The organism is Legionella drancourtii LLAP12 (assembly GCF_000162755.2).
GTDB lineage: Bacteria > Pseudomonadota > Gammaproteobacteria > Legionellales > Legionellaceae > Legionella > Legionella drancourtii.
Genome location: NZ_JH413808.1, coordinates 167,809 through 183,421 on the forward strand (window position 1 = coordinate 167,809; position 15,613 = coordinate 183,421).

Below are 15,613 nucleotides of genomic sequence, written 5' to 3' on the forward strand. Positions count from 1 at the left end.
CCAAATTAGATACGGGCGCCAAATCAGCATCCTTGCATGCAACAAACATTACAGAAATTACCATAAAAGGCGTCCCCTACCTTCGTTTTACTGTTCCGACAAAAAATGGTGACTACACTTTTGAGTGTGAATATAAAGGCCGCGTAAAAATTAAAGTGCGTGCAGGTGAAAATGGCTCTGAAGTATTGCCACACGCCCCCATCAAACGTCCAGTCGTACTGCTTAGCCTGCAACTAGGCGATCAAATTAAAACCATTAAAGTTAATTTAACCAACCGTAAACGCTTCCTCTACCCCATACTATTAGGTAGAGATGCTATTATTGCATTTAATGGCGCAGTTAATCCTGCCCTTACTTTTACCGTTAAACCCCAGAGCAGTAAGAAATAATGAAAAACAATACCCGTCATATTTATGGTCTTATCTTCACCTTGTTTATTTTGGGAAGCGGTATTTTTCTCTATCGGCATCTAGCACTTGATGTGCCATTAACGGATACAGAAACAATTAATAGTTGGATGGTTGAATCCAATTTACGTTTTGTTGCTGAGCCAAATACGCCGATTAAAGCCAGTTTTAATATTCCTTACTTACCACCCCACTTCGCCATTCTCGATGAGTATTTTGTTTCCAGAAACTATGGCGTCACCACCAACTTAAATGGTGATAACCGTGAAACAGTGTGGTCAATCAGGCGTGCACACGGCGCTCAATCCTTATATTACCGCGCAATTTTTCGCCAAGCGGATGGCAATGAATCACCATTAGGCACGCCGCCAGCCATCAAATCCCAACCTTTGGATGAAAGTCAAAAATCAGCCGTTGAAACAATTACCAACCAGGTAAGACAAGCGTCGGCAGATATTAAAACCTTTGCCCAGAGCACTATTAAAGAATTAAATAAACAAGACGGGAATGCCAAACTGTTAACTGGCAATAACTTCTCTGATGAGCAAATCATTAATGCGGCAATTTTAATCCTAAATCATTCAAAAATTTCGGCCGTGCCTGTCAAAGGCATTTATTTATCGCAGCAAAGTAAAGCAGAACTCAAATTCTTTTTAGCAGTATTTAACGACAAAAGTTGGATTTACATAAATCCCAAAACTGGCGGTGCCGGCTTACCAAAAGACTTCCTCATCTGGCAATATGGTAATGAGCCTGTCTTTAACATTGTTGGTGGCAAAAAGCCTTTATTTAATTTAACGGTGTCACCAACCCCTATCAATGCCTTAAGCATAGCCAAATCACGTGGCTTACAAGCGGATTCACAACTTTTACGTTTTTCCCTACTGCAACTCCCGGTCAATGTCCAAGCAATCTATAAAATTATTCTCACCGTACCGATTGGCGCATTCATTATCCTCATTCTGCGCAATTTTATTGGCATCAAAACCTTTGGGACCTTTATGCCCGTATTAATCGCTTTAGCTTTCCGAGAAACTCATGTTATTTGGGGAATCTGTCTTTTTGTAACGATTGTTTCTTTCGGACTTTTGGCACGTTTTTATTTGGATCAATTACGCCTGCTCCTGGTACCCAGGCTTGCCGCCATCCTGACAGTAGTCGTTTTGTTAATGATTTTTATTAGCGTGATCAGCCAAAATCTTGGTTTAGATGCCGGTTTATCCGTCGCCCTCTTCCCCATGGTCATTTTAACCATGACTATAGAACGGATGTGCATCACTTGGGATGAGCGCGGCGCTGCAGAGGCCATCAAATCAGGCATCGGTAGTTTAGTTGCCGCGGTAATTTCCTATTGGGCCATGAGTTATGAGCCACTGCAATATTTAGTCTTTGCCTTTCCTGAATTACTATTAGTGCTTTTAGCGCTGATTTTATGGTTTGGACAATATCGCGGTTATCGCTTGTTTGAATTAAAACGCTTCAAAGCTTTTGCAAGGCAGGAAGAATGATTAGTCTGTTTCGTCGTTTAAAAGACCATGGAATCTTAAGTATTAATCAACGGAATACCGATTTTGTATTACGTTATAATCCAAGAAAACTCTTTCCTTTGGTTGATGATAAACTAAAAACCAAAAAACTAGCCCTACAGGCAGGAATTGCTGTTCCTCCATTATATGAAATCATCGAAACAGAACAGCAAATTAAAACCATCGAAGAACTTTTTGCCCCCTATAATGATTTTGTCGTTAAACCAGCGCGTGGTTCGGGTGGTGATGGGATTTTGGTTTTTAAAGACAAGGTTTATGGCCGTTACCGCCAAATTAATGGCAAATTAACCACGACGCAGGAATTAAGTTACCATCTCTCCTGCTTACTATCGGGAGCATATAGCCTCGGTGGCTCATCAGATTATGCAATTATTGAAAAAAGGGTAGTAGTCGACCCGATTTTTGCTGAAGTAAGTTATGAAGGTATTCCCGATATTCGCATCATTTCCCTCTTAGGCTATCCGGCGATGGCGATGGTACGCCTACCTACGCGTCTCTCTGGAGGTAAAGCCAATCTACACCAAGGAGCGATTGGGGTTGGCGTTGATCTGGCGACCGGAAAAACCCTAGGTGGCGTCTTCCATAATGACATGATTGATTATCATCCCGATACCCTAAATTCAATCGTGGGTATTGAAGTGCCTTACTGGAATCAAATCCTGGAAATTGCCTCCAGTTGTTATGATTTAACTGGTTTAGGCTACCTCGGTGTCGACATTGTCTTGGATAAAGACCAAGGCCCCTTAATGCTGGAGCTTAATGCCCGCCCGGGCTTGAATATTCAAATAGCCAATCGCGAAGGCGGTTTAAAACGTTATCGAACCATTGAAGCCCATCACCAAGAACACCCCAATGAATCAGTGGCTGAGAAAGTTGCCTTTAGTCGTAAAAGCTTTGCGCGTTAACAGGCCATATGAGCTACTCAACCAGACCGCGAGCATGTTGAATAAATAAGCGTTTTAAGGGGGTAAATTGGTTACAAAATCCCAAACCCAGACCGCGTAAAGTAACTACGGGCATGAATGAATTACTGAATAAACGTTTAAACCCTTCCATTAACGCGATAATTTGCCACACTGCATGTTTGCGTTCTCGTTGGTAAGCGCCCAATGCCTTTTTGGAGACCAGCGCACCTTGCGCAGTATCCAAACAATGAATCCACGACGCGACATCGGCCAAACCAACATTTAAACCAAGACCTGCCAATGGGTGAATGGTATGCGCGGCATCACCAAGCAATAACCAACGATTCCCTGAGTATTGTTTGACATGGCGCATGTGCAAGGGAAACTGATAACGCTTACTAATAACCTGCACTTGCCCTAGTTTTTGAGCAAAAGCCGTGGTTAAGACTTCATTAAATTCATCATCAGCAAGGTCCAATAATTTTTTCGCCTGTAAGGGCGTAGTTGACCATACTATAGAACACTGCTTTGCATCAGCCAGCGGTAAAAAAGCCAAGGGGCCATCTGGATTAAATACTTGATAAGCCGTTTGTTGATGCGCTTTTTCAACCGCAACGGTCGCGACTATGGCTTGTTGTTTATAAGGCCAACTGGTTAATTCTACTTTGAGTTTTTGCCGCGCAGGGGAATTAGCCCCATCAGCAATCATTAATAACTGCCCTTCCCAAACCTGTTGCTGGCTGCAAACCTGCACATGATGCAGGTCAGGATGTACTGCATCGACACAACAGTCTGGAAATAAACTAATATTTGCTTGCTGCGCAACTTGTTGCAATAAAGCCAGCTTGAGAATTGCCTCTTCAATAATCACCCCCAAATACGGTGCAGCAACAGAGCGTGAATCAAAATCAATATGCGCCCCATTGACAGCATCCCAGACATGCATGTGCTGATAGGGGGCAAGGTGCTGGGGATCCACCCGCTGCCAAGCACCTACTTGCTGTAGCAAAGTCTGCGAGGCGTAATTGATGGCATAGACGCGTGCATCAGGACGAGAAGTATCCACGGTTAATGAACCGGCATCGATAATGGCTACACGATAACCACGCTGCGCCATCGCTAATGCGGCGCTTAAACCAACAATACCGCCACCGAGTACCAGTACCTCAAATTCCAAGTTCATGCTGTTTACCTCTGTTCCTGCATCGATTATTTTTCCGTCAAAGCGATTTCACAAACCAAATCAGGAATGACACCACCAAAACCACGGGCATAACGAGCTAAAAGATTCTTTAGCGCGGGAATATTATCCAGAGCCACTAAGCCCAATCCACGTGCAAAACCCAGGCCGGGCAAACGGCTAGTAAATACACTGATTAAACCGTCGGTTAAACACGCAATCATTTTTTGATCATGGGCGCGTAATTGCACATACTGCTGCAACATGCTGGCATTTAATCCTTGTGCAGCAATACATTGTGCTAAAGTAGCAACATCTCTAAGCCCTAAATTAAATCCTTGCCCAGCTACCGGGTGCAAAGTATGGGCGGCATTCCCCACAAATACCACGGATCCTTTTACTTGTTGTGGCATTAAAACTTGTTGCAAAGGAAAAGAAAAACGCTTGCCGACTTTAGTAAAACGTCCTAAACGATAACCAAAAGTCTGTTGTAAGCGACAAAGAAACTCTACCTCCGTTAAAGACATTAATTGTTCGGCTTCTGTGGGTGGCATGGCCCAAACTAAAGACATGCGGTTCCCTTGCATCGGTAACAAAGCCAAAGGACCATGCGCCGTAAAACGTTCATAAGCGTGTCCTCCATGTGGATTCACTAAGCCAATATTGGCCACAATTGCCTGTTGCTGATACAGTTTAGTTTGTGCGGGGAGGGCACAAAAACGACGTACGGCCGAATGAGCGCCATCGGCAGCAACGATTAAGCGTGCCGTAATCGTCATCTCGCCCGCAGCCGTAGTAACGGTTACAGAGGATGCGGCCAGATCCACGGCGTGTACGGCTGCTGGCGCTAAAATTTGCTGTGCAGCGACTAATTGCTGTAAGGCTCGATTAATGTGTTGCATTTCAACAACATAGCCTAATGGCGCATCAACCTGCCCATGCAAGCGCGAAGCACCAAAATGATGCTGCTCTGAAACATGAATAAGATCGATCGGCGTTGCATGTTCCTGCAAGTGCGTCCATACACCAAGCATAGCTAAAATGCGCCGACTGGCTGGTGAAAGGGCCAAGGAACGTGCATCAAAATCAGGATCAATCTTAGTATCCAAAGGCTGGGCATCAACCAACAAAGTACTAAACCCTAATCCTTGCAAAGCCAGCATTAGCGTTGCACCAGTTAAGCCCCCACCAACAATCAGGATATCTATTTCTTTATTAACCACGCATTAACGCCTCAATAGCAGATACATCAACCGGTAAAGCAGCAGTCAACACTTCATGACCATTCGCTGTCACCGCCACATCATCTTCAATACGAACACCAATACCCCACCAGCGTGGATCAACGCCCGGCATATTAGCACTGATGTACAAACCAGGTTCCACGGTTAAAACCATTCCTGGCTCTAAAGAACGCCATTCACCATTAATTTTATACAGGCCGCTATCATGTACATCCAAACCCAACCAATGGCCAGAATTATGCATATAAAATGGCTTATAAGCCTCATTAGTAATTAATTCGTCGACATCCCCACGCAAAATACCCAATTCACATAAACCAGCTGTTAAAATACGTACTATAGCTTGTTGCACCGCATTCCAAGGCAGCCCGGGCTTAATCAAGGCAATCCCTGCTTTTTGCGATTTAAGCACTAATTCATAGATACTTTTTTGCTCTGCGCTGAATGTACCACTTACCGGAAATACACGCGTAATGTCCGCCGCATAGTTTTCATATTCGCCCCCGGCATCGATGAGAACTAGCTCACCTTGACCTAAAGGTTGATTGTTTTCGGTATAATGCAAAACACAGGCATTTTCGCCACCACCAACAATGGGATCATAGGCAACACTACGGCACCCTTGACGACTAAATTCATAAGTCAGCTCCGCCTCTAACTCATATTCATGCTGCAAATGCTTGCATTGGCGCATCGCCCGCAGGTGCGCATCTACTGAAATACGTGCTGCTTGACGCATTAAATCCAGCTCGGCATCGCTTTTAATTAAGCGCATTTCACCCAATAATGGTTCTAGATCACATAAACAGTCAGGAGCTTTGATTCCACGCCGGACCTGACCTTTAATTGCCACTAAAGCCTTCATGATGATTTTTTCTAATTCGGGATTACGTGCCACCGCATAATAAATGGCCGCTTTTCCCAGCAGTAACTTGGGTAATTCTTCCGCAATACTGCTTACTGGAAATGCCGCGTGCATGCCTAATTCATTCAGAGCACCTTCTTGTCCTAAACGTTTTCCTGTCCACTGCTCTTCGCCAGGATTACGTGGACGATTGAATAAAATACTCTGCGCATCTGAGCCGGCAATCAGCACTAATAAAGCATCTGGCTCATTAAACCCAGTCAAATAATAAAAATTACTGTCCTGGCGAAAACGATAATACGCATCACCATTCCTCAATGCTTCATGTGTCGCAGCAATAATGGCAACGCTGCCTGCAGGTAATTGCTGTGCCAAGTTCTTTCTACGTGCCTGATATTCTTGCTGAGTAATCATATCAACGTCCTTATTAATGAGTTAAGTCAGAACCACCGCGCTCTCTTTCATTTAATTTTAAATCACCATGCAAGCGAATTACAGCCATACGGGCATATTCGCTTACCTCCATCAATGCACGTTCATCTTCATCATCAACATCCAAAGTATCACAATCAAGTTCCGCAAATTCAATCATATGCTGTAAGGCATCTTGCGCTTCTTCTTCATAGAATTGATCCATACTTACGCCTGATAAAGTTAGGGCTTGCGTAAAGCCTTCACACCATTCACTAAAGGCCTGCGCCCGCTCAATCAATGATTCGTGTTCATCCGGAAGCAGCATTTGAAACTCAAAATCAAAATGGGTAATTTGTTGCTGGCTAATAGAAAAAACTTCAAACATGGCCAAAACCGCATTACGACTTTGCTCATCCTTTTTATTATTCAATAAAGCACGTAGATAAGACTCACCTTGCGTGTCCGCACCCGCACAAAGATAACCACACATCATTCCATGTAATGAACTGGCAGATACAGGTAAGGATAAAAAAGCGATTGCATCAACAAAACCATCATAATCAGGTAAAGACAAGTGTTCATTTTCTGCAGACATAGTTAACTCATTTATAAAAAAATGACTCATGATAACCGATTTAATGCAATGGTTCACCTGACTATTTGCTGCTTACCAGCAAAATTGTTACTATTTACTTCAAAGTTATCGACCTGTGAAGACCTTACCATGAGCCAAATGAAATCGTGTACTGTTAAATTATTAAATAAATCCTATGAGCTTAAATGTCCTGAAGGCGAAGAAGCTAATTTATTATTAGCCGCACAAAAGCTAAATAGCCAAATCATGCTCAATAAAAAGAAAGCAAAGCAATTAGATGATTTTCATTCATTATTGCTGGCTGCGCTCGATATTAGTCATGAATTAGTCTTGTGTAAAACCCAACAAGCACAGCAACATCATCAAGTAAACCAATTTATTACGTCATTAGAAAGTAAAATTAATAAAATGGTTAATGGTGAACTGGAAGCAACTGCCGCAAGAACTTAACGCGCTGGGCCACAAAGGCCCAACCTCTTTAAAAGGATTTAATCAATGAGACGCCAATGGTATCTAGGGTTTGGAATCATCTTGCTCATCATGCTGGCACTGTTCACGATGCTGCACAGCATGCAATGGTTCATTGCTTTTTTAATCCCTGTCATCCTCTTATGGGTTTATGATTTGGTGCAGAAAAAGCATACGATTTTACGTAACTTTCCAGTTTTAGGCCATGTGCGCTATTTTTTAGAATTTCTGCGCCCGGAGATCCAACAGTATTTCATCGCCACCGATGAAAGTGAACTGCCCTTTAATCGAGAAACACGCTCCCTTGTTTATGAGCGTGCCAAAAATACCCGTGACACCATCCCTTTTGGTACGGAACGGGATATTTTAAGCGTCGGCTATACCTGGGCACTTCATTCTTTAGCGCCAAAACACGCATCAGAAGTCGAGCCACGAATTACGGTCGGGGGGCCTGATTGCCTGCAACCCTATAGTGCTTCCCGGCTTAATATTTCCGCTATGAGTTTTGGTGCCTTATCAGGAAAAGCCATTATGGCGATGAATAAAGGGGCGATGCTTGGCGGCTTTGCCCAAAATACCGGCGAAGGCGGTTTAAGCACGTACCATCTGCAAGGTGGCGATATTATTTTTCAAATTGGGACCGCCTATTTCGGCTGTCGTGACGCGGAGGGCCATTTTAACGACCAGGAATTTGCCATCGAAGCCAATCGTAATGAAGTAAAAATGATAGAAATTAAACTGTCACAAGGCGCAAAACCCTCGCATGGAGGCATCTTACCAGCAGCCAAACTCACTGAAGAAATCGCCAAAGTCAGAAAAGTCCCCATGGGTAAAGATGTCTTATCGCCGCTAGCACACACCGCTTTTGATAGCCCTATAGGTTTACTTTATTTTATCAAAAGATTGCGCGACCTCTCTCATGGTAAGCCAATAGGCTTTAAATTATGCTTAGGTCGTCGGGATGAGTTTTTGGCCATTTGTAAAGCCATGCTGCAAACCAAGATCTTACCGGATTTTATTACCGTTGATGGTGCCGAAGGCGGCACTGGAGCCGCCCCAGTAGAATATGCCAATTTTATTGGTACGCCCTTAGAAGCCGGATTAGTCTTTGTCCATAATGCCTTAGTCGGTGTTAATTTACGCGATAAAATCCGTATTATCTGCAGTGGTAAAGTAACCAATGGTTTTGATTTGCTAACCAACATTGCCCTCGGTGCGGATATGTGTAATAGCGCAAGAGCGATGATGCTGGCCACTGGCTGTTTACAAACGAAGCAGTGTAATACCAATACCTGTCCAACGGGCATTGCCACCCAAAGCAAACGCTTACAATACGGTTTAGTCGTCAATGAGAAAAAACAACATGTTGCTAATTTCCATAAAAATACCATGAAAAGCTTTTTAGAAATGGTAGGTGCATTAGGCCTTTGCAACCCGAGTGACTTAAAACCAAGCCATATTATGCGACGTACCAGCGTGCAAGAAGTGAAACCCTTCGATCATATTTACGATTACCTATCCCCAGGACAATTGCTCGGCCCCTATATACCAGAAAGTTATCGCACTTTTGGGGAAAGGGCTGATCCAGAGCACTTTTAATGCAGTGAATCATTGCCCTAACGGTAGGTTGGAGCATTTGACCCAACCTACATTATTACCGATTACTTCCACTTAATATTACAACCAATGCTTGGCTTTTGCTCCGCCTCCACAGGCTTGCCCGCCAGGATGCAATCCAAAGCATCACGTAAATATACGCCCGTCAACGGCTTATGATTGCCTGGCGTCGACTCATCCAAACAACCACGATAAACACAGAGTAAATCTTTATCAAAAATATAAAAATCCGGCGTGCACGCGGCTTTATATGCCTTAGCAACGTCCTGACTTTCATCATATAAATAAGGAAAGGAATAATGAGCCAGCTCCGCTTCAACACGCATTAACTCTGGGGCATCGGCAGGATATTTCGCCACATCATTGGCACTAATGGCAATAAAGGCAATGCCCTTCGGCTGATACATTGCCGCCAGCTCAACTAATTTTGGCTGTACATGTTTTACATAAGGGCAATGGTTGGATAAAAACATAATCACAGTTGCCAGCGCCGATTTGCTTTCTGCAAGCGAGACTAATTGCCCGGTGCGCGTATCAATTAAAGTAAAATCCGGTGCCTTGCTACCTAGTGGCAGCATGTTTGATGCAGTTGCAACCATAATATTCCTCGTTAGTTAAAGATAATTTGTCGTGTTCATGCAAGCGGTTTTGACTGAATAAGGAGCAAAATGCTATTCATTTTAGACACCAAACCGCATTATTGATGCGGATGTCTGTATCTATATTAAAAAATATCGATGCGAGCAAACAACTTACCTTGACTTTGATCAAGATGTGAATGCTATAATCACATTAACCCGATGGCGAGTGATTTTCGAACCAATGCTAACAGCATGGGAAGCATCCTGAATTCGGCGTTGTGCAAGCCCGCCCTGAGTGGGAAGCCTGAACCGATTCATCCGCCCCCCACTTGAACCTCAGGGTTCAAAATCCATGCCTGTCGGGCTACCTTTTAGCAATAGCTCTTTCAATAGTAAATACTGATCACGAACCTTAGCGGCCGCTTCAAATTCCATATTTTTTGCATGCATATACATTTGTTTTTCTAAAGTATTAATGTGTTTTACCAATTCCTGTGTTGACCAATGCGCATATTCGGGTATGGGTTCTGCAACCACGTCTTTACGTTTGCCAATATAAGCCGCTTCCATAATATCTGCGACGGACTTATTAATCCCTTTCGGAGTAATACCATGGGTTTCATTAAAGGCTCTTTGTTTGTCGCGCCTACGACTCGTTTCATCCAAAGCCCGTTGCATGGAGCCGGTGACTTTATCCGCATACAAAATAGCCCGGCCATTGACATTGCGCGCCGCACGGCCTATGGTTTGAATTAAAGAGCGATCGGAACGTAAAAAACCCTCCTTATCCGCATCTAAAATGGCAACCAGAACCACCTCGGGCATATCTAAACCTTCGCGTAATAAATTAATCCCGACCAATACATCAAACACCCCCAGGCGCAAATCACGAATAATTTCTACCCGTTCAACGGTATCCACATCAGAATGCAAATAACGTACTTTAATGCCATGCTCATTCAAATAATCGGTTAAATCTTCCGCCATGCGTTTGGTTAAAGTCGTTACCAACACTCGCCCACCTTGTTGAATAACCTGACGCGCTTCAGACATTAAATCATCGACTTGGGTGCGTACCGGCCGAATTTCTACTTCGGGGTCAACTAAGCCAGTAGGACGTACTACTTGTTCAGCCACATTATCCGCATGTTCTTTTTCATAAGGACCTGGTGTTGCAGAAATATAAATGGTTTGTGGAGAGCGTTCTTCAAACTCCTCAAAACGCAGTGGTCGATTGTCCAAGGCCGAGGGCAGGCGAAAACCGTATTGCACTAAGGTTTCCTTGCGTGAACGATCGCCTTTGTACATAGCACCAATTTGCGGGATGGTCACATGCGATTCATCGATAACTAATAAGGCTTCTGGCGGTAAATAATCAAATAAGGTCGGTGGCGCCTGACCTGCACTACGCGCCGACAAATAACGTGAATAGTTTTCAATACCCGAGCAATAACCAAGCTCCAGCATCATTTCAATATCAAAATAAGTGCGCTGCTCTAAGCGCTGTGCTTCGACCAGTTTATTTTGCGCGTTAAACTCGGCTAAACGCTCGTGCAGTTCTTCTTTCACCCAATCGATGGTTTCTAAAATACGTTCCCGTGGCGTCACATAATGGGTTTTGGGAAAAATGGTTACCCGCGGCAATCGTTGCGCGACTTCCCCAGTTAGGGGATCAAATTGGGCAATATTTTCCACTTCATCATCAAACAATTCAATACGAATGGCTTCGCGCTCAGAATCGGCAGGAAAAATATCAATAACATCACCATGCACCCGAAATTGCCCCCGCTCCAAAGACATATTCGTCCGGGTGTATTGCATTTCAGCAAGGCGCTGCAAAATTTTACGCTGCCCGGTGTGTTCTCCGCGAGAAAGATGTAATACCATACGCAGGTAGGAATCAGGGTCGCCCAAACCATAAATGGCGGAAACCGTTGCAACAATAATTGCATCTTTACGCTCAATTAAGGCTTTGGTTGCGGACAAACGCATTTGCTCTATATGTTCATTGATGGATGAATCCTTTTCAATGAACGTATCAGACGAAGGCACATAAGCTTCTGGCTGATAATAATCATAGTAGGAAACAAAATATTCCACTGCATTATCAGGAAAAAAAGCTTTAAATTCGCCATAAAGCTGTGCAGCAAGCGTTTTGTTTGGCGCCATGATTAAGGTCGGCCTACGCATGGCCTGAATCACATGGGCGATGGTAAACGTCTTACCCGAACCAGTAACCCCCAACAGGGTTTGTTTGGCCAAGCCGGATTTCAAGCCATCAATTAATGAGGCAATCGCAGTAGGCTGGTCACCAGCAGGCTGAAAATTGGAATAAATTTTGAACAGATCTTTCATAATCTACTAAGTATATCTCATAGGAGCAACAAATGGATATCGCATTAGCAAAACGCGTGCAAAAAGTTAAGCCTTCACCAACTCTGGCTGTAGCAGCAAAAGCTACACAAATGCGTGCTCAAGGCCACGACGTCATTAACTTAGGCACCGGTGAGCCTGATTTTGACACCCCTGTGTACATCAAGGAAGCAGCGATTCTTGCTATTAACCAAGGCCACACTAAATACACTGCTGTAGATGGCATTCCTGAATTAAAAGAAGCGATTAAAAATAAATTCAAAAGAGATAATGATTTTGACTATCAAGCCAATCAAATTTTGGTTTCTGTTGGTGGCAAACAAAGCTGTTACAACCTCTGCCAAGCCCTATTAAATCCTGGTGATGAGGTCATTATTCCCGCACCTTATTGGGTTTCTTACCCTGATATGGTGTTATTAGCCGACGGAATTCCCGTAATTATTTCAACAACACCAGCACAACGCTATAAAATTAATGCACAACAATTAGAAGCAGCAATCACCCCCAAAACCCGCATGATCTTCTTAAACAGCCCATCCAACCCATCAGGTGTTGCTTACACCATGGATGAATTAAAATCGCTCGGCGAAGTACTGAAGAAACACCCACAAATCGTCGTGGCCACCGATGACATGTACGAGCATATCCTGTGGAGCCAATCTTTTGTTAATATTCTTAATGCCTGCCCTGAGTTATACGAGCGCACGGTTGTCTTAAACGGAGTTTCCAAAGCTTACGCGATGACTGGCTGGCGCATTGGTTATGCCGCAGGCCCAGCACCACTGATGAATGCCATGAAAACCATTCAATCGCAATCAACCTCAAACCCATGCTCAATCGCGCAAAGAGCTGCGGTAGCCGCATTAAATGGCGGCAATGAAAGTGTTTTAGCGATGGTTGAAGCCTTCCACCAACGCCATGACTACGTCGCCGATAGATTACTGAACATCCCTGGAGTTGAAGTAATCCCAGCCGACGGTACGTTTTATATTTTCCCAAGCGTACAAGCCATCATTGAAAAACGCGGTTATGCCAATGACTTAGAGTTTTCAGAAAAACTATTAAGCGAAGCAGGCGTTGCCCTGGTACCCGGCTCTGCTTTTGGTAGCGAAGGCTGCATCCGCTTATCTTTTGCCACCAGCATGGAAATTTTAAAAGACGCATTAGACCGACTAGAACGCTTCTGCCGTTAATTTAGCAAATTGAACAGCCCCGGGGTAAGCTATCCTTATCCCGGGGGTTGTTCACATTCAATGGTTGATGCTCCGCTTGCGAAGCCCAACAACAAAGCGCAGCGCCCCACTTCGTTTAGCACGAGCAATTGTACCCTACACTATTTCCTAAACTTAAGGGCAATGACAAATCCGCCCCCTTCTTTACGTTACCAGACGCCAACAGCCCAAAACTAGACGGATATTTTTCTAGTTGAAAAACAAATGAACAAAAACCAAAAGATTAAAAAAATTATTGCAAAATACTCTTGACCACTACGAAGAATCGTTTTAAGATTCGCCCATCTTCCCCGGTAGCTCAGTCGGTAGAGCGGATGACTGTTAATCATTAGGTCACAAGTTCGAGTCTTGTCCGGGGAGCCAATTAAATCAAGTAGTTATCAAAATCCCACCGAAGTTAGAAATTTTCATGTAGAAGCAATGTAGAAAAGATGTCTATCTTCATGAGCTAAGGAGTAGCGGTTCGTGTGTGATGTATTTAATATTTTGGCCATTCTCTTATCCCCTTTAATTGCATTACAAGTGCAAAAAACTCTGGACAATCTTTCGGATAAAAAACGCAGAAAAGAGGATATATTTAATACTCTAATGGAAACTCGAGCTCAACCATTGTCCTTTGAGCATGTTTGCGCTTTGAATAAAATAGATGTTGCCTTCTATAAAGATAAATCTATTATGCAGAGCTGGAATAACTATCGCGATCATCTTAATTCATTCCCTAAAGATGCAGGTGAAATAGAGCAAAAAATATGGACAAATGAAATACTAGAAAAATTGGTTAAAATGCTTTTTGAAATGTCGAAATTATTAAATTATGAATTCGATGAAGTTTTATTGAAAAAAGGAGCCTATTCACCAGTAGCCCATGGGTATTTGGATTCTGAGCAAGCAATAATTAGAAAAGGATTAGTTGAGTTATTTGCTTTTCGTAAACCCCTAGCAGTAAGTCTTGTTAATAACCCAGAAAAACAGCATGAAGAAGCATAATTCAAATATTGTGCTAATGATTCATAGCCTCAATGAACCTTATTTGTGTATAAATGCTAGCCGCACCTGAGCTTAAAGGATTAAGTAAGATGTTAAAAAAAACAAATGAAATTAGAAACCTGACCAAACTGGGACTTGAACTTTCTTTATTTATTGGTTTTATAACTTTAAATATTTATTTTTTAATATCCAATTTTTCCCCATAGTAGATTTATATTCTTTTGCTTATTTAGCAATAGTAGTAGCTTGCTTAGGTATATGGATTTTTATAGTAATGGTACTGCCATTTAATTTTGGTCCTTATCTATGGATGGAGTTACTTAAAAAAAAGGAAATATGCGACCTTATTTTTAAAGAAGAAACAGATGCTTTTATAAATTCCGGAAAAAATGATTTTATTAACTTAACAGGCAAAGCACGACAAAGATTGTTCTTTTATTATGTATGTTCAATTATCGCTGTATATCTTTCATTGCTAATTATATTTTATATGCCATCTTGGATTTTAGGAGCCTATTTTTTGTTTGGCAGTATGATGAAGAGCCTTTATCTATTCAATAATAAAAATAATGACGAGGTCCCAAAGAATAAAAAGTCGAAAAATACTTGGAGCAACTCCAAGTATTTTCTAATTTTAAAAAATTTATGGAGCTTCAATCATACCTGGAATTTGTCTGTTACTTCCAACCCTTATGTTAATAAAATTCTCATTTATTAAGGAAGAGACACTTTCATATTTTTTTATATTTACATTAATATTTTTGTCTGGAGTAGGCTTGATGCCATTAATAAAGAACTGGCGAGCAAGCTCTTGGATAATAACTGTATCGACTGTTGTGATTCTCTTTTCATTACTTTGTTTTGATGGATTTGGGGTGCTCTCCAAAAAAATTGTACGCGTCTATAAATTTGGTGCAATTGAAAATGTTTCAATTGGTGTTGATGATATCGGTTGTCAAATTTTTAAGAAGAAAAATCTTAATATTGAATGTAATTCCAAAGATAAAGTATTTTCTATCAAGAATGTAAATGTGTTATGGCGCGTTGGAGAATACTATGTTCAATTTAACGGACCGAATCACAATCATGAAGAAGTAATATTATCTAGTACCCATGTATACCATCTTGACCCAATAGAGCTAACCAAAACTGAAAAAACTAATGATCACAACGAAAAGTTAACTTCCTAGAGGATAAA

The 15,613-nt window shown here is 42.4% G+C and carries 13 protein-coding genes, 1 tRNA gene, 1 other RNA gene and 1 pseudogene; 10 read left to right on the forward strand and 6 right to left on the reverse strand.

All coding sequences use genetic code 11. The annotated features are described in order from the left end of the window. From LDG_RS04855 to LDG_RS04865, 3 genes are all read left to right on the forward strand, one after another. A partial coding sequence (locus LDG_RS04855; RefSeq protein ID WP_148263509.1) for an ATP-dependent zinc protease family protein occupies positions 1-389 on the forward strand: 389 nt, incomplete at its 5' end. After that, positions 389-1,915: an inactive transglutaminase family protein gene (locus LDG_RS04860; RefSeq protein ID WP_006870058.1), complete on the forward strand. Its 1,527-nt coding sequence runs from the start codon at positions 389-391 to the stop codon at positions 1,913-1,915. The genes LDG_RS04855 and LDG_RS04860, both read left to right, overlap by 1 nt. Beyond that, positions 1,912-2,859 carry an alpha-L-glutamate ligase-like protein gene (locus tag LDG_RS04865; protein ID WP_006870059.1) on the forward strand — a complete coding sequence of 316 codons (948 nt, stop codon included), beginning with the start codon at positions 1,912-1,914 and terminating at the stop codon, positions 2,857-2,859. Before LDG_RS04860 ends, LDG_RS04865 begins: the two co-directional genes overlap by 4 nt. Before the next feature lie 13 nt (positions 2,860-2,872). Here LDG_RS04865 and LDG_RS04870 read toward each other — a convergent pair whose 3' ends face one another. The 4 genes from LDG_RS04870 to LDG_RS04885 are packed head-to-tail and all read right to left on the reverse strand — an operon-like array spanning position 2,873 to position 7,157. Continuing rightward, positions 2,873-4,042, reverse strand: coding sequence for a UbiH/UbiF/VisC/COQ6 family ubiquinone biosynthesis hydroxylase (locus LDG_RS04870; RefSeq protein ID WP_040534507.1), 1,170 nt, complete (start codon positions 4,040-4,042; stop codon positions 2,873-2,875). Between the two features lie 26 nt (positions 4,043-4,068). Then, the gene (ubiH, locus tag LDG_RS04875; protein ID WP_006870061.1) at positions 4,069-5,262 is read right to left on the reverse strand and encodes a 2-octaprenyl-6-methoxyphenyl hydroxylase; all 1,194 of its coding nucleotides are present in this window, start codon (positions 5,260-5,262) and stop codon (positions 4,069-4,071) included. Then, entirely contained in the window at positions 5,255-6,562 is a 1,308-nt protein-coding gene (pepP, locus tag LDG_RS04880) for a Xaa-Pro aminopeptidase (protein WP_006870062.1), read from the reverse strand. The genes ubiH and pepP overlap by 8 nt, the downstream gene beginning before the upstream one ends. A gap of 13 nt (positions 6,563-6,575) precedes the next feature. Continuing rightward, entirely contained in the window at positions 6,576-7,157 is a 582-nt protein-coding gene (locus tag LDG_RS04885; RefSeq protein ID WP_006870063.1) for a UPF0149 family protein, read from the reverse strand. A 129-nt stretch (positions 7,158-7,286) separates the two neighbouring features. Here LDG_RS04885 and LDG_RS04890 point away from each other — a divergent pair, with 129 nt between their 5' ends. Both LDG_RS04890 and LDG_RS04895 read left to right on the forward strand, forming a co-directional pair. Next, positions 7,287-7,607 carry a cell division protein ZapA gene (locus tag LDG_RS04890; protein ID WP_040534509.1) on the forward strand — a complete coding sequence of 107 codons (321 nt, stop codon included), beginning with the start codon at positions 7,287-7,289 and terminating at the stop codon, positions 7,605-7,607. Positions 7,608-7,652: 45 nt separating this feature from the next. Beyond that, a complete protein-coding gene (locus LDG_RS04895; RefSeq protein WP_040534511.1) occupies positions 7,653-9,224 on the forward strand; it encodes an FMN-binding glutamate synthase family protein in 1,572 nt (523 codons plus the stop codon). 62 nt (positions 9,225-9,286) lie between these two features. On the opposite strand, the gene LDG_RS04900 is transcribed toward LDG_RS04895, so the two are convergent. Next, positions 9,287-9,841, reverse strand: coding sequence for a thioredoxin family protein (locus LDG_RS04900; protein WP_006870067.1), 555 nt, complete (start codon positions 9,839-9,841; stop codon positions 9,287-9,289). A gap of 192 nt (positions 9,842-10,033) precedes the next feature. On the opposite strand from LDG_RS04900, the gene ssrS reads away from it, so the two are divergent. After that, positions 10,034-10,193: non-coding RNA, 6S RNA (ssrS, locus tag LDG_RS18860), on the forward strand. Here the strand turns inward: ssrS and uvrB are convergent. Next, a pseudogene (uvrB, locus tag LDG_RS04905) lies at positions 10,193-12,178 on the reverse strand (excinuclease ABC subunit UvrB); the annotation flags it as partial. The gene ssrS and the pseudogene uvrB overlap by 1 nt on opposite strands. Before the next feature lie 32 nt (positions 12,179-12,210). Here uvrB and LDG_RS04910 point away from each other — a divergent pair. The 4 genes from LDG_RS04910 to LDG_RS04930 all read left to right on the forward strand — a co-directional run bounded on the left by LDG_RS04910 (position 12,211) and on the right by LDG_RS04930 (position 15,605). Continuing rightward, positions 12,211-13,389: a pyridoxal phosphate-dependent aminotransferase gene (locus LDG_RS04910; protein ID WP_006870069.1), complete on the forward strand. Its 1,179-nt coding sequence runs from the start codon at positions 12,211-12,213 to the stop codon at positions 13,387-13,389. A gap of 326 nt (positions 13,390-13,715) precedes the next feature. Continuing rightward, positions 13,716-13,791, forward strand: a tRNA-Asn gene (locus tag LDG_RS04915). Positions 13,792-13,893: 102 nt separating this feature from the next. Then, positions 13,894-14,415 (forward strand): DUF6680 family protein, encoded by a 522-nt coding sequence (locus LDG_RS04920; RefSeq protein WP_006870070.1) that lies wholly within the window; start codon positions 13,894-13,896, stop codon positions 14,413-14,415. A gap of 779 nt (positions 14,416-15,194) precedes the next feature. Beyond that, positions 15,195-15,605, forward strand: coding sequence for a hypothetical protein (locus tag LDG_RS04930; protein ID WP_040534513.1), 411 nt, complete (start codon positions 15,195-15,197; stop codon positions 15,603-15,605). The last annotated feature ends 8 nt before the right edge of the window (positions 15,606-15,613 follow it).